General features: G+C 61.2%; 16 protein-coding genes and 2 pseudogenes. 7 read left to right on the forward strand and 11 right to left on the reverse strand.

Features of this window, described 5'->3' with window-relative positions; translation table 11 throughout:
• Window positions 1-171: 171 nt before the first annotated feature.
• The 3 genes from AB4048_RS10690 to AB4048_RS10700 are packed head-to-tail and all read right to left on the reverse strand — an operon-like array spanning window position 172 to window position 4,045.
• Window positions 172-1,140: a substrate-binding domain-containing protein gene (locus AB4048_RS10690; RefSeq protein WP_442201929.1), complete on the reverse strand. Its 969-nt coding sequence runs from the start codon at window positions 1,138-1,140 to the stop codon at window positions 172-174.
• Entirely contained in the window at window positions 1,137-2,450 is a 1,314-nt protein-coding gene (locus AB4048_RS10695; RefSeq protein WP_442201930.1) for an ABC transporter permease, read from the reverse strand. The genes AB4048_RS10690 and AB4048_RS10695 overlap by 4 nt, the downstream gene beginning before the upstream one ends.
• Entirely contained in the window at window positions 2,438-4,045 is a 1,608-nt protein-coding gene (locus tag AB4048_RS10700) for a sugar ABC transporter ATP-binding protein (RefSeq protein ID WP_442201931.1), read from the reverse strand. Before AB4048_RS10700 ends, AB4048_RS10695 begins: the two co-directional genes overlap by 13 nt.
• Before the next feature lie 219 nt (window positions 4,046-4,264).
• Between AB4048_RS10700 and AB4048_RS10705 the strand changes: the two genes are divergently transcribed.
• Together AB4048_RS10705 and AB4048_RS10710 are read left to right on the forward strand one after the other, a co-directional pair.
• A complete protein-coding gene (locus AB4048_RS10705) occupies window positions 4,265-5,284 on the forward strand; it encodes a LacI family DNA-binding transcriptional regulator (RefSeq protein ID WP_442202008.1) in 1,020 nt (339 codons plus the stop codon).
• Window positions 5,285-5,407: 123 nt separating this feature from the next.
• Complete coding sequence (locus AB4048_RS10710; protein WP_442201932.1) at window positions 5,408-6,430, forward strand: LLM class flavin-dependent oxidoreductase; 1,023 nt, start codon at window positions 5,408-5,410, stop codon at window positions 6,428-6,430.
• A gap of 145 nt (window positions 6,431-6,575) precedes the next feature.
• Here the strand turns inward: AB4048_RS10710 and AB4048_RS10715 are convergent, their stop codons facing one another.
• The 3 genes from AB4048_RS10715 to AB4048_RS10725 all read right to left on the reverse strand — a co-directional run bounded on the left by AB4048_RS10715 (window position 6,576) and on the right by AB4048_RS10725 (window position 9,198).
• On the reverse strand, window positions 6,576-7,538 hold the full coding sequence (locus AB4048_RS10715; protein ID WP_442201933.1) for a dihydrodipicolinate synthase family protein: 963 nt from the start codon (window positions 7,536-7,538) through the stop codon (window positions 6,576-6,578).
• Window positions 7,539-7,663: 125 nt separating this feature from the next.
• On the reverse strand, window positions 7,664-8,368 hold the full coding sequence (locus tag AB4048_RS10720; protein WP_442201934.1) for a GntR family transcriptional regulator: 705 nt from the start codon (window positions 8,366-8,368) through the stop codon (window positions 7,664-7,666).
• A 101-nt stretch (window positions 8,369-8,469) separates the two neighbouring features.
• Window positions 8,470-9,198 carry a phosphatase PAP2 family protein gene (locus tag AB4048_RS10725; RefSeq protein WP_442201935.1) on the reverse strand — a complete coding sequence of 243 codons (729 nt, stop codon included), beginning with the start codon at window positions 9,196-9,198 and terminating at the stop codon, window positions 8,470-8,472.
• A 237-nt stretch (window positions 9,199-9,435) separates the two neighbouring features.
• Here AB4048_RS10725 and AB4048_RS10730 point away from each other — a divergent pair, with 237 nt between their 5' ends.
• The 3 genes from AB4048_RS10730 to AB4048_RS10740 all read left to right on the forward strand — a co-directional run bounded on the left by AB4048_RS10730 (window position 9,436) and on the right by AB4048_RS10740 (window position 12,325).
• Window positions 9,436-10,449 carry an ABC transporter substrate-binding protein gene (locus AB4048_RS10730; protein ID WP_442201936.1) on the forward strand — a complete coding sequence of 338 codons (1,014 nt, stop codon included), beginning with the start codon at window positions 9,436-9,438 and terminating at the stop codon, window positions 10,447-10,449.
• Between the two features lie 161 nt (window positions 10,450-10,610).
• Entirely contained in the window at window positions 10,611-11,429 is an 819-nt protein-coding gene (locus AB4048_RS10735) for an ABC transporter ATP-binding protein (protein ID WP_442201937.1), read from the forward strand.
• A 14-nt stretch (window positions 11,430-11,443) separates the two neighbouring features.
• Window positions 11,444-12,325 carry an ABC transporter permease gene (locus AB4048_RS10740; RefSeq protein WP_442201938.1) on the forward strand — a complete coding sequence of 294 codons (882 nt, stop codon included), beginning with the start codon at window positions 11,444-11,446 and terminating at the stop codon, window positions 12,323-12,325.
• Window positions 12,326-12,425: 100 nt separating this feature from the next.
• Here the strand turns inward: AB4048_RS10740 and AB4048_RS10745 are convergent, their stop codons facing one another.
• From AB4048_RS10745 to urtC, 5 genes and pseudogenes are all read right to left on the reverse strand, one after another.
• Window positions 12,426-13,838 carry a sensor histidine kinase gene (locus AB4048_RS10745; RefSeq protein ID WP_442201939.1) on the reverse strand — a complete coding sequence of 471 codons (1,413 nt, stop codon included), beginning with the start codon at window positions 13,836-13,838 and terminating at the stop codon, window positions 12,426-12,428.
• The gene (locus AB4048_RS10750; protein ID WP_442201940.1) at window positions 13,828-14,496 is read right to left on the reverse strand and encodes a response regulator; all 669 of its coding nucleotides are present in this window, start codon (window positions 14,494-14,496) and stop codon (window positions 13,828-13,830) included. The genes AB4048_RS10745 and AB4048_RS10750 overlap by 11 nt, the downstream gene beginning before the upstream one ends.
• A gap of 179 nt (window positions 14,497-14,675) precedes the next feature.
• Window positions 14,676-15,371, reverse strand: a complete 696-nt coding sequence (urtE, locus tag AB4048_RS10755; RefSeq protein ID WP_442201941.1) for an urea ABC transporter ATP-binding subunit UrtE — start codon at window positions 15,369-15,371, stop codon at window positions 14,676-14,678.
• Between the two features lies 1 nt (window position 15,372).
• Window positions 15,373-16,128 carry an urea ABC transporter ATP-binding protein UrtD gene (urtD, locus tag AB4048_RS10760; protein ID WP_442201942.1) on the reverse strand — a complete coding sequence of 252 codons (756 nt, stop codon included), beginning with the start codon at window positions 16,126-16,128 and terminating at the stop codon, window positions 15,373-15,375.
• A gap of 4 nt (window positions 16,129-16,132) precedes the next feature.
• Window positions 16,133-17,221: pseudogene (gene urtC, locus AB4048_RS10765) on the reverse strand (urea ABC transporter permease subunit UrtC); the annotation flags it as partial.
• A gap of 37 nt (window positions 17,222-17,258) precedes the next feature.
• On the opposite strand from urtC, the pseudogene AB4048_RS10770 reads away from it, so the two are divergent.
• Together AB4048_RS10770 and AB4048_RS10775 are read left to right on the forward strand one after the other, a co-directional pair.
• Window positions 17,259-17,561, forward strand: a pseudogene (locus AB4048_RS10770) (helix-turn-helix domain-containing protein); the annotation flags it as partial.
• Between the two features lie 208 nt (window positions 17,562-17,769).
• Entirely contained in the window at window positions 17,770-19,095 is a 1,326-nt protein-coding gene (locus AB4048_RS10775) for an ABC transporter substrate-binding protein (protein WP_442201943.1), read from the forward strand.
• The last annotated feature ends 62 nt before the right edge of the window (window positions 19,096-19,157 follow it).

Consider the following 19,157-nt stretch of genomic DNA (forward strand, 5'->3'; position numbering starts at 1 on the left):
GCGAGGCTTCGCCCGGTATCGGACGCGTAAAGGTGGATCGCGTTCGGGTCGATGGTCAATTGCAGACTGGCGCGCCCGAGCAAAAATAGAGCGCCCCAAGTTACCCTGGGACGCTCGTTCAAAACTTCATGATTTCGAACCAACAGCTTGCCTTTGCAAGCGAAGCACGCCTTAGAGGCCGTTGTCCTTCATGATCTGCGCGGCGTTGTCCTTGGTCACCATCTTGGTGTCGAGTGTGATGGACTTTTCGACTTTCTCGCCCTTCAGGAATTTGACGGCCTGCCGCAATCCCTCGGCACCCGGCGTCGCATAGAGGAATGTGGCCGTCAGTTCGCCGTTGTTCACCCAGGTCACACCCTCGGCCGGCAAGGCATCGATGCCGATGAACTTTATTTCCTTCTCGCGGCCGGCGTCCTTGGCCGCGAGATAGGCGCCGTATGCCATCGGGTCGTTGTGTCCGTAGACGAGGTCGATCTTTTCGTTGTTGCGAAGGGCTGTTGCCATGATGTTGTAGGCCTGATCCTGCTTCCAGTCGCCCGACTGCTGGTCGAGGAGATTCTTGATGCCTGCCTCCTTGTCGGTGAATTCGTGGAAGCCGTCATGGCGATCGTGGGCAGGTTGGGTGCCCATGCCGCCCCAGATCTCGACGACGTTGCCGGTTGCCTTACCCTTGCCGCCAAGAAGTTCGACGGCGTATTCGCCGGCTGCCCTGCCGATCAGCTTGTTATCGCCGCCGACGAACTGCGTGTATTTGTCGGTTTCGACGTTGCGGTCGAGCACGAAGACCGGGATTTTGGCGTCGATCGCCTGCACGACAACGCCGGTGAGGCCGGCCGATTCCTTCGGCGATATCAGCAATGCATCGACCTCCTGACGGATCAGGTTCTCGACGTCAGCCACCTGCTTTTCGGTCTTGTCCTCGCCGTCGGTGATGATCAGCTCGACGTCCGGGTGTTTAGCGGCTTCGGCGATGATGTCTTTGTTGAACTGGGCGCGCCAGGGTTCGATGGTGGTCGCCTGGCTGAAGCCGATGCGCATTTTCTTGTCTTGGGCGGCAGCGTCCTTGGCGGGCATAAGTGCGGTGGTAGCGGCGAAGACGGCAACAGTGGCCGCCAATTTCATGAGCTCACGACGTTTCATTCCTTCTTTCCTCCCATTGTTAGAGGCAACGCCTCTCGCGACCGCTCCTCCGCGGCCGAACCTTTCGAAACCGGACGGCGGCCTCCAAGCCGCAGCCTGGCGAGCAAATCCCCCGTGCTGCGCTCCTGCACAAGCACGGTGCCGATGATGATCACGCCCTTCAGAACCAGTTGAAGATTGGAATTGATGTTGTGAAGCTGCAAAATGTTGGATAGCAGCCCAAAGATCAGCACCCCGCAGAAGGTGCCGGCAAGGCTGCCGCGCCCGCCCATCAGGCTCGTGCCGCCGATCACCACCGCGGCGATCGCATCGAGCTCCAGTCCCGCCCCTGCGTCCGGCTTTCCCTGCCGATACTGCGCCACGTAGAGAACAGCCGCGATGCCGGCAAGCAGGCCAGAAACCGCATAGGTGACGATCTTCACCCGGTCCGCGTTGATGCCCGACAGCCTTGCTGCTTCTTCGTTGCCGCCGATGGCGTAGACGTAGCGACCGAACGGCGTGAACCGCAGAACGACACCGTAGAGGATCATTGCCACGATGAAGAAGATGCCGGGCATCGGCACGACACCGAACACCAGCTGACGGAGAATATCGAACTCGGCCGTCGCGTTGGAACCTGTATAGACCGGCAGCACCGCATTGTTCTGGCCGGCGACCAGCCGGGCAATGCCGAGCGCCGTCACCATCATCGCCAGCGTGACGATGAAGGGCTGCAGCCGGCCGAGCACGATGACGATGCCGTTGATCGCGCCGAATATCAGTCCGACGGCAGGCGCGGCGAGAAGCACGCCAAGCACGCCGAATTTCGTCTCCACCTGCGGGATCAGGTAGCCGACCGCGAGCGCACAGATGAGGACGGCGGCGGCCGTCGGGAGAACCGCGCCACGCATCGGCCCGAGACGGATGTCGCGCACGTTTTCGTCGCCCGCACGCGCCTTCGCCATGTTCAGGAACACGAAACGCACGAGCGACACGCCGACGACCAGTGCTACGAGGCCAACCGCGGGAAGGCTGAGATAGACCGCCGGCGTTACGCCCGGCACTGTCAGCAACATCGCGCAGACGACGCTGCAGATCGCCATCAGGGAACCGACCGAAAGATCGATGCCGCCCGTGATGATGACCGCCGTCATGCCTGTGGCGATCAAACCCGTCGTCGAGACCTGTCGGAGCACGTCAAGCAGGTTGCCCGAGGAGAGAAAAATGTTCCTTCCCGACGATGTCACCGGTGACGACAACACCCCGATCAGAAAGATCGCGATGAGCCCCCAGTAGAGCTTCGTGCGGGAAAGTATTCTCACAAGGGCCATGCAGCCGGCCTTTCATGCGCATTGACAGTTCCATGGAAGCCGCGAGGTGCTGCGAGCTGCATGATATGCTCCTCGCTCGCCTCCGCACGCGAGAGCGTGCCGGTGTGCCGTCCTTCCGCCATCACCAGCACGCGGTCGGCCAGAAGAAGCAGTTCCGGCAATTCGGAACTGACGACGACGATCGCAAGTCCTTCATCGGCCAGCCGGAAAATGAGGTCGTAGATTTCGCGTTTCGCGCCCACATCGATGCCCCGCGTCGGCTCGTCGAGCAGCAGGACGCGCGGCCTCGTCGCGAGCCACTTGCCCATCACGACCTTCTGCTGGTTTCCGCCGGAGAGCGTCCCGACAGGCTGGTCGATACCGTTGCAACGGACGCCGAGCGTCTTAACCGCGTGCCGCGCCAAAGCCGCTTCAAGGCCCATGCGGCGCAAGCCGAAGCGTGCAAACCGCCCGACGAGCGGCAGTGCGACATTGTCGGTCACCGTGTCGTACATATGCAGACCCTGCGTCTTGCGATCCTCCGTCACAAGCGCAATGCCGAGCCGCCGCGCGTCGCGTGGCGAGCGGATCTCGACCGGGTTGCCATCCAACCGGATCTCTCCCGAGGCACGTCCAACGCTCGAACCGAATATGGTCTCAAGGATTTCCGTGCGCCCCGCGCCAAGCAGCCCTCCAATGCCGAGAACCTCGCCTGCGTGCACGGAGAAGCTGACACCGCGCAGAACCTCGTTCCAGCCTCCGCGCGTGGCCGTTGACAGCGAAAGATTTCGGACCGCCAGCACGACCGGTCGCTCTGAGACGGTCGGCGTGCGCATTGCGTCGAGCGGCGTGCGGCCGACCATCGCCGCGATCACCGCCCTCTCTTCGAGGCCCGCGATGGGCCGGGTCCAGATATGCCGGCCGTCGCGGAAGACGGTGACACGATCGCTGAGCTGCATAACCTCGTCGATCCGGTGCGATATGTAGATGATTCCGACGCCGTTCGCCGCGAGTTGCCGCATGATGGCGAAAAGCCGCCGGCACTCCGCCGGCGAGAGCGCGGATGTCGGCTCGTCCATGATGAGAATGCGGGCATTCAACGAGAGAGCCTTGGCGATCTCGACGAGCTGTTGCTCCCCTACTCTCAAAGTTCCGACGCGAATCTGAGGATCGAGCGCTATTCCGAGGCGGCCCAGCAATCTTTGCGCGGCATCCAGGCTCGCCCGGCGATTGACCCAGAGCCCGGCAACCAGGCGCTCGCGGCCGAGGAAGATATTGTCGGCGACGGTGAGTTCCGGGACGAGATTCAATTCCTGATGAATGATGGCGATACCGGCCGCCTCCGCATCGCGAACGCTGGCAAAGCGCACGTCATCGCCATCGACCCGGACGATGCCATCGTAGTCCGGATAGACTCCGGCCAGGATCTTCATGAGCGTCGACTTGCCGGCTCCGTTTTCGCCCATCAGCGAATGGATCTCGCCGGCAAATAGATCGAAGTGAACGTCCTTGAGGGCGGCGATGCCCCCAAACGACTTCGTCACGCCTTCGACAGCGAGCACGGGGGCCGCATTGGTCCCATTGTTTCCGGGGGGCACAGGAACGTCATCGCGCATGACATGGACGGCCTCCCTACCGTCAATATCCGACGACTGTATTTTCCAATTCCCTAAAACGTAGTCGAAACGTTTAGCAGGTGTCAAGCGCGCGGGAACGCAGAAAATGGGGTGATATTGCGCAATTTTTCTCAGTCGAATATGTTTGATTGATACCAACGGCGAAACGATTTGAATTCGATGACAGAGCGCCGAAACCGCAAATCATCTGCTCCCACCATGCGGGACGTTGCCCGGTCCGCCGAGGTTTCCGTGGCGACCGTCTCCGCGATGATCAACAGATCGTCTCCGGTCAGTCCGGAGTTGCGCATGCGCATCGAGGATGCGATCCAGCGCATCGGCTACAAGCGCAACGCCATCGCCCGAAGCCTGAAGATGGGGACGACCAGAACGATAGGGCTTATGGTGGCCGACATCACCAATCCCTTCTTTACCGACGTCGTTTCGGTAATCCAGGATGTGCTGCACCGCGCCGGATACGCCGTCATGCTCTGCTGCAACGACGAGGACGTCGGCATGCAGGACGAGCAGATCGAGCTTTTGATCGACCGGATGGTCGATGGGCTGATCATTGCCCCTGCGGGCGACGACGCGCACCTGAAGCGCATTCTTGCGGCAGCCAGGCTGCCGACCGTCCTCATCGACCGTCTTTGCGAGGGAATGGACACCGACGCCGTCGTCCTCGACAACCGGCGGGCGGTGCACGACGCGACCGCGTACCTGCTCGGCCTCGGTCATCGCCGGATCGGCTATATCTCCGGCTCTCTCGAAACCTCGACCGGGCGAGACCGCTTGTCCGGCTATCGTTCCGCGCTTGAGGCCGCCGGACTGTCCTATGACGACGGCCTGGTGCGCATCGGCAATTTCCGCGAGAAGGATGCCTACAAGGTCGCGATGCAGCTGCTCTCCAATACCGGACGGCCGACCGCGATCTTTTCCGCCAACAACCTCATGGTCATCGGCGTCATGAAGGCGATCCGGGATCTCGGGCTGAGTTGCCCCGGCGACGTCTCCGTTGCAAGCTTCGACGACTTCCCTTGGGCGGATGTGTTCGAGCCGCATCTCACGACGATTGCGCAGCCCGTGGAAGCAATCGGTGAGCAGGCGGCGCAGCTTCTTCTCAATCGCCTCGAGGGTTTGAGCCCGGAGGCGCCGCAGAAGCTCGTCCTGCAGGGGAGGCTGACGATCCGCGGCTCTTGTCGCCCTGTCAGTTTTCCCGCCCCCGATGCGGCGGCATGAAGTACGAAGGAAACCCACTCCATTCTCTGAACAGAGCGTTCAGGCTTTGAACGGCTGTCGCCTCACCCCATCTTGTGCCATCTAGAACGAAACGGCACCAGCAAAGCTTCAGGCGGTAGCACCATGAAAAAAATCGGATTCCTTTCCTTCGGCCATTGGACGCCCTCCCCGCAGTCGGGCACCCGCTCGGCGGGCGACGCTCTTCTGCAATCGATCGATCTCGCGGTCGCGGCGGAAGAACTTGGTGCCGATGGCGCCTATTTCCGCGTCCATCATTTCGCTCGGCAACTCGCCTCGCCTTTCCCGCTGCTGGCGGCGGTCGGCGCGAAGACGAAAAGCATTGAAATCGGCACCGCCGTCATCGACATGCGCTACGAGAACCCGCTCTACATGGCGGAAGACGCCGGCGCCGCCGACCTGATCTCCGGCGGCCGTCTGCAGCTCGGCATCAGCCGCGGTTCGCCCGAGCAGGTGATCGATGGCTGGAAATACTTCGGCTACCAGCCGCAGGAAGGCGCAACGGACGCCGACATGGGCCGCAACCATGCCGAGGTGCTTCTCGAAGCGCTGAAAGGCGATGGCTTTGCCAAGCCCAATCCCCGCCCCATGTTTCCGAACCCGCCCGGTCTTTTGCGCCTTGAGCCGCATTCGGAAGGCTTGCGCGACCGCATCTGGTGGGGCGCCGGCTCGAACGCCACGGCCGTCTGGGCGGCCAAGCTCGGCATGAACCTGCAAAGCTCGACGCTGAAGGATGACGAAACGGGCGAGCCCTTCCATGTCCAGCAGGCGAACCAGATCCGCGCCTACCGCGAGGCCTGGAAGGAAGCCGGCCATACGCGCACGCCGCGCGTCTCGGTCAGCCGCAGCATGTTTGCCCTCGTCGACGATCGCGACCGCGCCTATTTCGGCGGCGGCGGCAAGGAACAGGATACGATCGGCTATATCGATGAAAACACCCGCGCCATCTTCGGACGCTCTTACGCCGCAGAGCCGGATGCGCTGATCAAGCAGCTCACCGAGGACGAGGCCGTCGCTGAGGCCGACACCCTGCTCCTGACCGTGCCGAACCAGCTCGGCGTCGACTACAACGCCCATGTCATCGAGGCGATCCTCAAGCACGTAGCACCCGCTCTCGGCTGGCGCTGAGCGGGTCGCCAGCTCGCGGCAGATCTGCGCATGGGTCTATGTGAAACATCATTCCGACCGAAGAGCCGGAATCCAGTGACGGCGCGTCCGCGCCGTCAAAGATCTTTCGCGCTCAAGACTTGAGCGCACGCATCCCGGCTGGCCTTCAGGCCCTGTACTTCGCAACGGCACCCGGCAGCTTGCTCCATTCGCCGTACCAGGCGTTGAAAAGCTTGAACTGCGCTTCGACATAGCCGCGCTGGCTTGCCGTCAATGCGTCGGTCTCGTTGAAGTGATGGGTATATTCCTCGTCGCCCTTCAGCACCATCATGTGCTTGAAATAGAGGACCAGGTCCGGGCCCTCGTCGAAGGAGGAGAGAACCGCCAATGCCTGTTCCAGTTCCAGCGCCCGTTGGCGCGCATCGGCGTCGCCGGTGGCTGCCGCTTGCGCAAGGTTGCAGAGGTGGATGACTTCCTTCGGCAGGACGTTGCCGATGCCGGTGATCGCGCCGGTCGCGCCGCAGTTGACGAAGCCGTGGAAGACGGCGGTATCGACGCCAATCATTAGCGAAACGCCATCGTCCTGGCTGGTGATGAACTCGGCGGCGTAGCGCAGGTCGGCCGGTCCGCCGAATTCCTTGAATCCAACCAGGTTCCGATGCTCGGCGCGTAGCGCGAAGAAAAGGTCCGCGCGCGTCGCAAAGCCGTAATAAGGGCTGTTGTAGATGACGGCGGGAAGGTCGGGCGCGGCGGAAAGGATCGCCTTGAAGTGCGCTTTTTGCGCGACCAGCGAAGGACCGCGCGACAGGACGCGCGGGATCACCATCAGCCCCTGCGCGCCGACCTTTTGCGCATGGGCTGCGTGAGCAACAGCCGAAGCCGTGTTGACGGCGCCCGTGCCCACGATAACCGGCACGCCGGCCTTGACGAGGCGTTCGACACCTTCCATGCGCTGGGCATCGGTGAGCAACGGCCAGTCGCCCATGGAGCCGCAATAGACGACCGCCGACATCCCTTCAGCGATGAGCTGCTTGCCCTTGCGCACGAGCGCTTCGAAATCGGGGCTGCGGTCTTGCCTGCAAGGGGTCATCAGGGCCGGTATGACACCGGAGAAAATCTTGGCTTTCATCGTAAATCTCCTCTTGGCACCAATCACGGGCCATTCCCGAAACAATCGCGCAAACGCAGAAACTGCGTCCTTGAAACGACAATAGCGCTTTGTATTTTATTTGTCGACAAGAAATCGACAGAACATCACAGGGCGATGTCCAGCGGCCCATTGCGGGAAAAARGCGTCTTGATCTGATCGACGATCTGTTCGGCATGCGCCTTTGCCAGCCGATCCGCAGCGTCGGTGTCGCGGGCGGCGATCGCGGCGATCATATCCTCATGCTCGTCGACGAACTGTTGCGGCAACCGGTCACCATAGGATTGGTAGTAAAGTCTCAAAATACGCCTTCCCTCATCGAGGAGGCGATTGAAGAGACTGATGAAATACGGATTACGGCCGGCATCCGCGATCGCCGAATGCAGGGCTGCGTTGGTGGCGATCATCGCAAGAGCGTCTTGCGCATCCGCCGCCGCCGTGAACCGCGCCTGATGGGTGCGAATGGCCGCCAGATCCTCCGGCCGGTGGTATTGAGCGGCAAGCCGCGTCGTGACGCGGTACATCAGCACAAGCGCATCGAAGAAGGTGTGCATGTTGAGGAAATCGATGTTCGACACCATCGTCGAGCGGTTGGGCAACGTATCGATCAACCCCTCGCCGGCCAACCGGACGAGCGCCTCGCGAATGGGCGTGCGCGACATCTTGAACCGCTCGGCCAGCTGTACCTCGTCGATCGGACTGCCCGGCGGCAGCACCAGATCGAGGATCTCGTCACGCAAGAGTTCATAGACCATCTTCACGCCGGAGCCGCGCTTGCGTTCGGGAACTGGACCAGTATCGGAAAGAGCCATGCAAAGAATCCTTATGTCGACACTATCGGTAAGTGCCGACGTTGACCGGATCAACAGATTTCATGGACAAGGGGCAATCGCAGCTTGGAACTGCTGCGAACTCAGTCGTCGGCAACGCTCTGCTCGAGAGCAAGCAGCCCGATAAAGACGAGGATCGAAAGAAGCCATCCGAGGATCACGTCTGACGTAAAATGCGCCCCTACCGCCACACGAAGGAATGCCGTGGCGACGGATGCGACGATCACCGGCGGGGCGATCCACGCGCGGTAGCGCGGCGGCAGAAGGATGAGAAGGCAGATCAGCCATCCCGCGCCAGATGCTTCGCCCGAGATGAAGGAGCAATTGCGTTCACAAGCTCCAGCGAAGGATCCCGCCGGCATGAACGCCATCGTCCCGCCAAAGAGATCCGTCTGGATCGGCCGCGGCCTGCCCCAATGGCCTTTCAGAAGGACGTTAGTGATCAGGCCAGTGCCGATACCAAGGCTTATAAGCGACAGCCAGAGACGGCGGATTGGCAAACGCTCGCGCCAGCGCCTTGAAACGGCCCCAAGAACAAGCGCCGACACGACGATTGCTGCGCCCATATACGGAAGCGCGTAGAGGCCCCAGCGCAGCGCCTTGATCTGCCCGTCGGTGCTGAGCGAGAAGTGTCCGCACGGTACTGGAGCGAGCGACGTCTCACATGCCGGTCCGCTGAAGAAAAATTCCGAGACGGCGATATCGATCGACGGCAACGCGTGAAACATCGACAGCAAGAACAGCCAAGCCGCTCCAAGCGTCAGAAACGTACCTGCAAAAGCTCTTTGCCGCGCAATCGCGTGAAATGTCATGCCCCATCTCGATCCGCTGGCGGGTTGGCCGAAAATGGGGTTATCGAGGCGTTGCCTGACAGCAACCTGAACGGCCGCTCAAACGGCCGAAGATGACTTGGATGCCGATGGGCAATCGACACAACTGCTGAAAGCTAGTTGAAAGCTTCGGCGCGCTAGGCAGGAAATGCATCGTGGAGGAAGCACAGAGTCGTGAGGAAAGGCGATGCTCGCAACATATTACCGGAGGAGACTTTTATGCGTTCAAAAAGCCGTTGGTTCAATGGAATTACCACGTCCGCGATCATCGTCGCAGCATCGCTTGGCGCGTCGGCCGCAAACGCTGCCGATAAAATCACAATCATAGTCGGTGGCTACGAAAAGCAGATCTACCTGCCCGCAAAGCTCACCGAGGCGCTCGGCTATTTCAAGGATGAAGGCCTCGATGTCGAACTCCTGAACGAGGCGGCGGGCGTCGACGCGGAAAACCAGTTGCTGGCCGGGGCGGTGCAGGGCGTCGTCGGCTTTTACGATCACGCCGTGGATCTCCAGGCAAAAGGCAAGTTCGTCGAATCCATCGTCCAGTTCAGCCAGGCGCCGGGCGAGGTCGAATTGGTCTCGGCCAAACATCCCGAGATCAAGTCGCCGGCCGACTTCAAGGGTAAGACGCTCGGCGTGACCGGCCTCGGTTCGTCGACCAACTTCCTGACGCTTTACATGGCGTCGAAGGCCGGGCTGAAGCCGGGTGACGTGGTCACCGTTCCCGTGGGCGCTGGCGGCACCTTTATCGCCGCCATGCAGCAGGACCAAATCGCTGCCGGCATGACAACCGAGCCAACCATCTCGCGCATGGTCAAGACCGGCGAGGCATCGGTGCTCGTCGATATGCGCACGGTCAAATCGACCCGCAAGGCACTGGGCGGCACCTATCCGGCAGCATCGCTCTACATGGAGACCGCCTGGGTCGACGCCCATAAGGAAGAGGCTCAAAAGCTCGCGAACGCCTTCGTAAAGACGCTTAGGTTCATCAACACGCATTCCGCGGCTGAGATCGCCGAGAAGATGCCCAAGGACTTCTACGTCGGCGACAAGGAGGGTTACGTCAAGGCCCTCGATGCCGGCAAGGGTATGTTCACGCCGGATGGCGTGATGCCGGAAGACGGTCCGAAGACCGTTCTCGCCGTGCTCTCTGAGTTCTCCAAGAACGTCAAGGGCAAGCAGATCGACCTCTCGAAGACGTACACGACGGAGTTCGTGAAGAACGTCAAGTAAAGGGCGTTGCGCCGCCGCTCCGGTTCAAGCCGGGGCGGTCCGCTCATTACAGCGCCGCGCGTTTATCCATAACGCGAGGGATGCGCTGTAGCACATTGAATTACAGTATAAATGCGCTGCGGCGCCTTTGCGCGCCCGACAAAGAGCCCGAGGACAATCTCATGGCACAGCAGTCAACCCAAATTCCCGCCGTCGAACTCATAAACGTGAGCCGCCGCTTCGTTTCGCCGACAGGCAAATCACTGACGGCAATCCGAGACTTCAACATGACCGTCGAACGCGGCGAGTTCGTTGCCGTCGTCGGCCCGACCGGCTGCGGCAAGTCGACGACACTCAACCTGGTGACCGGCCTTGCACGGCCGAGCGCAGGCGAAGTGCGCCTGATGGGCGGCCCAGTCAGCGGCATCGATCCGCGCGTCGGCTTCGTCTTCCAGACGGACGCGCTTTTCCCGTGGAAGAATGTGCTCGACAACGTCATGGCCGGCCCGCTCTTTCGCGGCAAGCCACGCGATGTAGCCGAGACGGCAGCCATGGACTGGCTTGCCCGCGTCGGCCTGACCAAGTTCATCCATCACTATCCCCACCAACTGTCGGGCGGCATGCGCAAGCGCGTCTCACTGGCGCAGACGTTCATCAACGAGCCGGAAATCCTGCTGATGGACGAGCCGTTCTCGGCGCTCGACGTGCAGACACGCACCGTCATGCACGAGGAACTGCTGAAACTGTGGGCGGAGCGAAAGGCGTCGGTCATTTTCGTTACCCACGACCTGGAAGAGGCCGTGGCCCTCGCCGACAAAGTCTACGTGCTGACGGCTGGGCCGGCCACGGTGAAGTCGGTCTACAATATCGACCTGCCCCGACCGCGCATCGTGACGGAAATACGCTACGAGCCGCAGTTTATCGACTACTGCAAGACCATCTGGGACGACCTCCGCCAGGAAGTGGAAACCAGTTACAAGCGCGCCAGCGAAGCGGCCTGAGGGAGGATCAATAGATGGCACATGTAACTATGGGCGCGACCGAAGCCACGGTCTTTCGCACCGGCACATCGGATGCCGAAATCGAGGCAGCGGCACTGAAGTCGATCAAGCGCCGCAAGCAGACGGTTCTATTCTGGCAGATCGCCATACTCGTGGGCATCGTCGGCATGTGGGAGCTTTCCTCTAACATGCTGTGGATCGACCCGTTCTTCTATGCGAGCCCGAGTGCCGTGGTGGAACGCCTGTACGACTGGGCGGTCAACGGCACGACTGAAGGTTCCCTTTGGTACAATCTGTGGGTCACCATGGAGGAGGCTCTCATCGGCTTCTTCGCCGGTTCGATCGCCGGCGTCTTCGTTGGCATCAGCCTCGGCCGCAACCGCTTCCTCGCGGACATTCTCTCGGTCTATATCAAGGCGATCAATTCGATACCGCGCGTCGTGCTTGCCCCGATCTTCATCATGATCATGGGCCTTGGCCTGCCGTCGAAGGTCGCGCTCGCTTTCATCATGGTGTTCTTCGTCGTGTTCGCGAACGCCTTCCAGGGCGTCCGCGAGGCCGACCGGAACATGATCGCAAACGCGCGTATTCTCGGCGCTTCCGATTGGCAGGTTACGCGTACCGTCGTCATTCCGTCGGCGATGAGCTGGATTTTTGCCAGCTTGCACGTCTCCTTTGGCTTCGCGATCATCGGCGCGATCGTCGGCGAGTTTGTCGGCGCGCGGTACGGCATCGGACAGCTGATCTCCATCGCCAAGGGGACCTTTGATGCGGCGGGGATGTTCGCTGCCATCCTCCTCGTCATGCTTGTTACGCTGGTCGCGGAATTCATCATGACCCTTGTCGAAAACCGGCTCGCGAAGTGGCGTCCGCAACAGCATATGGACGTTCAGTAGGTCTTCCCAAGCACCTCTGAGCGCAAGGCCGGGCGCCAAATCGCCCGGCCTTTTCGCATTTGGAGCATCGCTGGGAAACGTCTTCCGTGCCAAATCCGGCTCAGGCAAGCGGCAGCTTCACCGTCACAAGAAGCCCCTGCCCGGGCGCATCGCCGAGCGTCACCGATCCGCCGCTGCCGTCGACCACTTCGCGCACGATCGCAAGGCCGATGCCGCTGCCCTCGCCTTCGGTGCCGAGAACGCGATAGAACCGCTCGAAAACCTGTTCTCGTTCGGCGTGAGGGATGCCAGGCCCGCTGTCTTCAACGGTGAGCACGGCCACGTCGTCGGCCTTGCCGACGGAAACCGTGACGCTGCCGTTTTCGCGGGTGTATCGGATCGCGTTATCGACGAGATTGACCAGCATTTCCCTGAGCATCGTTCCGTCGCCTTTGACAACCACGGGACCGTTCGCATCCAATCCGAGGTCAATCCCCCGTCGCAGCGCTTCCTCGGCCTGCCCCTCCAGAACTTCACGCGCTGTGTCGGCCAGATCGATGACGTCCTTTCGGGGGCGCCGGCTGCCCGGCTCGGCGCGGGAAAGCGTGAGGAGTTGACTGGCAAGACGCGACATCTGGCGAGTGCTGCCGCGCAGCGCCTCTAACGCCTCGTCGCGTCGGGCAGCGTCATGCTCCCTGGCGGCAACGCTCGCCTGCGTCGAAATCAATGCCACAGGCGTGCGCAGCTGATGCGCGGCGTTGGCGACGAAACGCCGCTGCGCCGCCATCTGATTCTGGACCCTTTCCATATGATCGTTGAGGGCCGCGACCAACGGCCTGAGCTCGGTCTGCACCATCGAGGCAGCCAAGGGATCGAGCCGGTCGCGGCCACGGGCGCGAACGGCATCACGCAGCCGCAGCACAGGCGCGAGCCCCCTTTGGAGGCCAAGGATGGTCACCAGGCCTGCCAACAGCACGAGCACGAGCTGCTTCGTGAGGTCGTCCAACCAAAGGCGGCGGCGCAGCGCGAATTGGCTGTTGTGCGTAATGGCCACAGTGACCGAGATCTCCCCGTCATTCGGGAGGCCAACGACGGGGTGATTGAGGGTCAAGGCACGAACGCCCGTGCTGCGAAAATCGAAATCCTGCCCCACGAGATCGACGGTGGGCGACGGTAAATCGGGAAAGCCGCTGACAAGGCTCCCCCATGCCGTGATCACCTGATAGTAAACCCGGTCGCCGTAGCCGGTATCGAACATTTCGAGCGCGGCAGGCGGTATGTCGACAGCCACCGTCCCGCCCGTCTCGACACGCACGGCTTCGGCGATGACACGCGCCGACGCAAGCAGGGTTCGATCGGTCACCAGTTCTGCCGTCGCATTGGCGGTTCGGTAGCTGTCGTAAAGATTGAAGCAGGTGGCGCCGATGAGAGTGAGGACCACCCAAGCCAGCAACTGCACCCGCAGGCTATCCCTGAGGCGCCAGATCGCCAACCACAGCTTTCCAATAATACCGGTGTTCTCGTCAGGGCGCATATCGAAGTAGATATCCGAGCCCACGCAAAGTTGCGATCTGTGCCGAGCTTCCTTCAAGTTTCTTTCGCAGCCGATGGACGTAGATTTCAATCGCACTGGGGTCAGCCTCGTCGTCGAAACCGAAGATGCTTTCCGAGAGTGCCGCCTTCGAGACCGTCGTGCCGACCTTCATCACCAGATGCTCGAGCACCGCATGTTCTCGCGGCGTCAGCGCAAGCGGTTCGCCAGCAACGAAGAACTGCCGTGTCGCACCGGCAAAGGTAAGATCGCCGACGATGATTTCAGGCGCGGCGCGGTCCTGCCCCCTTCGCACGACTGCACGGATCCTCGCTTCCAACTCGGCGATTTCGAAGGGCTTCGCCAGATAGTCGTCCGCGCCTCCATCCAATCCTGCGACGCGGCCATCAAGGCTCGCATTGGCGGTCAAAATGATGACAGGAACCTTTTCTCCGCTCTGACGCAGCCGCTTTAGCAGCGTCATGCCGTCAATCTTCGGCAAAGCGAGATCCAGGATGACAAGGGAATACGTCGCCACCTTGAGCATGAGCTCCGCGTCTTCACCGTCGACGGCGATATCCACGGCATACTGCGCTTGACGCAGCGCCTTGCCGAGCCATTCGGCAAGCTCCTTGTTGTCTTCGACGATCAAAATCTTCATGCGGCGTTTCTATCACGCGCAAATGCTGCCGTCAGCGGCTGCAACAAGCTCCCGCCGCGCATGATACGCCAAGGGCACAGCGAGCTCTGCCGCCAGCCCCGAAAGCACCGCCAAACAACGAACGCGCGCAAAAACTCGTCGGCTAGCAGATAGCGAGCGCCACAGGGTTGACAACGCGCTCACACTGTCAGGTGCCGCCTGGCCTCCGGTGCGTCGAGGGTTTCAGCCTCGCCCTCGTGGACGACTTCCCCGCGGTCGACGATGTAGATGTAGTCAGCCAGTTCACGGCAGAAATCGAGATACTGCTCCACGAGAAGGATCGCCATGCCCGTCGAATCGCGCAGATAGCGGATAGCCCGCCCGATATCCTTGATGATCGACGGCTGAATGCCTTCGGTCGGCTCGTCGAGCACGAGAATCTTCGGCCGCGTCACCAAAGCCCGGCCGATCGCGAGCTGTTGCTGCTGTCCCCCGGACAAGTCTCCGCCGCGGCGTGACAGCATCGTCTTGAGCACAGGAAAGAGCGTGTAGATTTCGGCGGGAATGCCCCGCTCGCGCCTCCCGAGCGTTGCAAATCCAGTCTCCAGATTCTCCCTCACGGTCAGGAGCGGGAAGATCTCGCGGCCCTGAGGCACATAGCCGATCCCCTGTCTTGCACGGGCAAAGGGTGCCATGCCGTCGAGCTTGACATCGTTGAAGACGACGCTCCCCGACGACAACGGATGATGGCCGGTGACCGCCCGCAGCAGCGAACTCTTGCCGACACCGTTGCGGCCCAGCACGCAGGTGATCTTGGCGGCTTCAGCCTTGATGCTGATGCCGCGCAGCGCCTGGGCGGCGCCGTAGTGGAGATTTGCGTTTTCGACCTTCAGCATCCTACCGCCCCAGATAATTCTCGATGACTTGCGGATCGCTGCTGACGAAGTCGATCGAGCCTTCCGCCAGTACGGAGCCTTCCGCCAGACACGTCACCCTGACGTCGAGATCGCGGATGAAACCCATGTCGTGCTCAACCACCATGACCGAGCGCGTTTTTGCGATCTCCTTCAGGAGGATCGCCGTTTCCGAAGTCTCCGCGTCGGTCATGCCCGCCACCGGCTCGTCGACCAGCAGCAGCTTCGGCCCCTGTGCCAACAGCATGCCGATTTCCAGCCATTGCTTCTGGCCGTGCGAGAGATTGGCCGCCAGATCGTTGCGGCGGTGGCCGAGCCTAACCGTATCGAGAATTTCCTCGATGCGCGCGCGGTCCTCGCCCGACAGGCGGTAGAACAACGTCGGGAACACGCGGCGGTCGCGGTTGAGCGCCAGCTCTAGATTGTCCCAGACAGTGTGGCTTTCGAAGACAGTCGGCTTCTGGAATTTTCGCCCGATACCGAGCTGGGCGATCTCCGCCTCGTCCCTCTTGGTCAGGTCGACGTGACCGTCGAAAAAGATCTCGCCCTCGTCGGGCCGCGTCTTGCCGGTAATGACGTCCATCATCGTCGTCTTGCCGGCACCGTTCGGACCGATGATGGCCCTGAGCTCTCCCGGCGCGATGACGATCGACAGCGCGTTCAGCGCCTTGAACCCGTCGAATGAGACCGACACATTGTTGAGGTAAAGCACGCTCGCTGGCTTTTCGTCCGGGATCATTGCCTTACTCCGCCGCCTGAATGGTTTTGTCGGTCGCGCCCGCTTCTAGCTCTTCAGAAGCTTGCCGTGCGGCCTTCGCCTGGTCGCCGCGGGCACTGATGGTGCCGACCACGCCGCGCGGCAGGAAGAGCGTCACAGCGACAAAGAGACCGCCGAGAGCGAACAGCCAGAATTCCGGAAACAGCCCGGTAAGCCACGTCTTGCCGCCGTTGACGAGGATCGCGCCGATGATCGGGCCGATGAGCGTCGCGCGGCCACCGACCGCCGTCCAGATCACCACCTCGATGGAATTGGCAGGCGCGAATTCGCCGGGATTGATGATGCCCACCTGCGGCACGTAGAGCGCGCCGGCAACACCCGCCATCATCGCCGAAACAGTAAAGGCGAAGAGCTTGAAATGCTCGACGCGGTAGCCGAGAAATCGCGTTCGGCTCTCCGCGTCGCGCACCCCGACCAGCACCTTGCCGTATTTCGAACGCACGATCGCCGAGGCAAGCAGGAGCGCCAGCGCCAGGAACAGCGCGGTTGCGGCAAACAGTGCCGCGCGCGTGCCATCGCCCTGGATATTGAAGCCGAGAATGTCCTTGAAATCGGTGAGCCCGTTATTGCCGCCGAAACCCATGTCATTGCGGAAGAAGGCGAGCAGCAGCGCATAGGTCATCGCCTGGGTGATGATCGAGAGATAGACGCCGTTGACGCGGGAGCGGAAGGCGAACCAGCCGAAGACGAAAGCCAGCAGGCCCGGTGCTACGAAAACCATGAGGGCGGCGAACCAGAAATGATCGAAGCCGTGCCAGAACCAGGGCAGCTCCTTCCAGTTCAGGAACACCATGAAATCGGGCAGAACCGGATTGCCGTAGACCCCGCGCGTGCCGATCTGGCGCATCAGATACATCCCCATGGCGTAGCCGCCAAGCGCGAAGAAGGCGCCGTGGCCGAGCGAAAGGATGCCGCAGAAGCCCCATACGAGATCGAGCGCCAGCGCCAGCATCGCGTAGCTGAGATACTTGCCGAAGAGCGAGACGATGTAGGTCGGGATATGCAGCGGGTTCGTTGCGGAAAGGAACAGGTTCGAGAGCGGCACTGAGAGGGCCGGCGGGCGCGATGCCCCCCTTTCGGTCATGCTCAACGGGCGCGCTGCCTTGCAACTGGCTTTTCTCGGCGTGATCGGGCCGGACGAATATCTGTTTCGCCTGACGGCCGCCAGTCGCGCCGACGACGAGATCCTGCGTCAGCGTTTCGCCCTCACTCAGCGGGAGTCCGAAGTGCTGCTGTGGATCGCCAAGGGCAAGGCGAACCGCGACATCGGAGAGATCCTCGGTCTCTCGGCCCGCACCGTGAACAAGCATCTCGAGCAGATCTACGTGAAGCTCGGTGTCGAGAACCGCGCCTCAGCCGCGGTCAAGGCCACTCACGTGCTCCACGAGATGTGAGCAACGCCCGCGCCTCTTCCTCGATGCCGACGTCAGTGCCTGCGCCACATGTGCACTGCAGCAACGAATGCTGCTTGCAATGTTTACAATTTTGCCTATTACTCAACATTGAACTAAACATTGCAGTGAAGGAGTGCGGGGAACATTCCCTGAAGTGGGTGGAGTCGCGACGCCGGCGCGGAGCCGGCTTTGGTTCTGGGAGGAACTTATGCGAAAGAACGTGAAAGCCCTTATCGGGTTGGCCTCGGCATTCATTCTGTCGTCGGCAGTGCCCAATTTCGCCAAAGCAGAACAGTTGACGCTGTGCTGGGCCGCCTGGGACCCCGCCAACGCCCTTGTGGAACTATCCAAGGATTTCACCGCCAAGTCCAAGATCGACATGAAATTCGAGTTCGTGCCTTGGACGAGCTATGCGGACCGCTTTCTCAACGAACTCAATTCCCATGGCAAGCTCTGCGACCTGATCATCGGCGACAGCCAGTGGATCGGCGGATCGGCGGAGAACGGTCACTACATCAAGCTCAACGACTTCTTCGACAAGGAAGGCATCAAGATGGATGACTTCGTGCCGGCGACGGTCGTCGGCTATTCGGAATGGCCGAAGAACACGCCGAACTACTGGGCGTTGCCTGCGATGGGCGACGTTGTCGGCTGGACCTATCGCAAGGACTGGTTCACTCGGCCGGAACTGCAGAAGGAGTTCAAGGCAAAATACGGCTGGGATCTCGACGCGCCCAAGACCTACGACCAGCTCAAGCAGATCGCCGAATTCTTCCAGAAGCGCGAGATCGACGGCAAGACGGTGTACGGAGCCTCGATCTATACCGAGCGCGCCTCGGAAGGCATCACCATGGGCGTGACCAACGTCCTCTACGACTGGGGCTTCAAGTACGACAATCCGAAGAAGCCCTACGAGATGGAAGGTTTCGTGAACTCGCCCGACGCGATAAAGGGTCTCGAGTTCTACAAGTCCCTTTATGATTGCTGCACGCCCCCAGGCAGTTCCAACGTCTACATGGTCGAAAGCGCCGATGCGTTCAAATCCGGCCAGGTTGCCATGCAGATGAACTTCGCCTTTACGTGGCCCGGCCTCTACAAGGACGAAAAGGTCGGCGGAGATCGTATCGGCTTCTTCACGAACCCTGCCGAGAAGGAGCATTTCGCTCAGCTCGGCGGACAGGGTATCTCTGTGGTGTCCTATTCCGACAAGAAGGATGCCGCCCTTCAATACATCAAGTGGTTCGCACAGCCCGACGTGCAGGCCAAGTGGTGGAAACTCGGCGGCTACTCCTGCCTGAAATCCGTGGTCAATGCCCCGGATTTCGCCTCCAGCCAGCCCTATGCCCAGGCGTTCCTGGACTCCATGGCAATCGTGAAGGACTTCTGGGCCGAACCCAGCTACGCTTCACTCCTCCAGGCCATGCAGAAGCGCGTGCACAACTATGTGGTTGCCGGCAACGGCACCGCCAAGGAAGCGCTTGACGGATTGGTGAAGGATTGGAACACCGTCTTCGAGGACGATGGCAAGATCTAGTGTTCGGTTGGACACGTGGCATAATTGCCAGGATAGCGGCCCGGAAAGGCAAAAACGCCGGG

The sequence above is a fragment of the Rhizobium sp. RAF56 genome (assembly GCF_052113965.1).
Classification (GTDB): Bacteria; Pseudomonadota; Alphaproteobacteria; order Rhizobiales; family Rhizobiaceae; genus Rhizobium.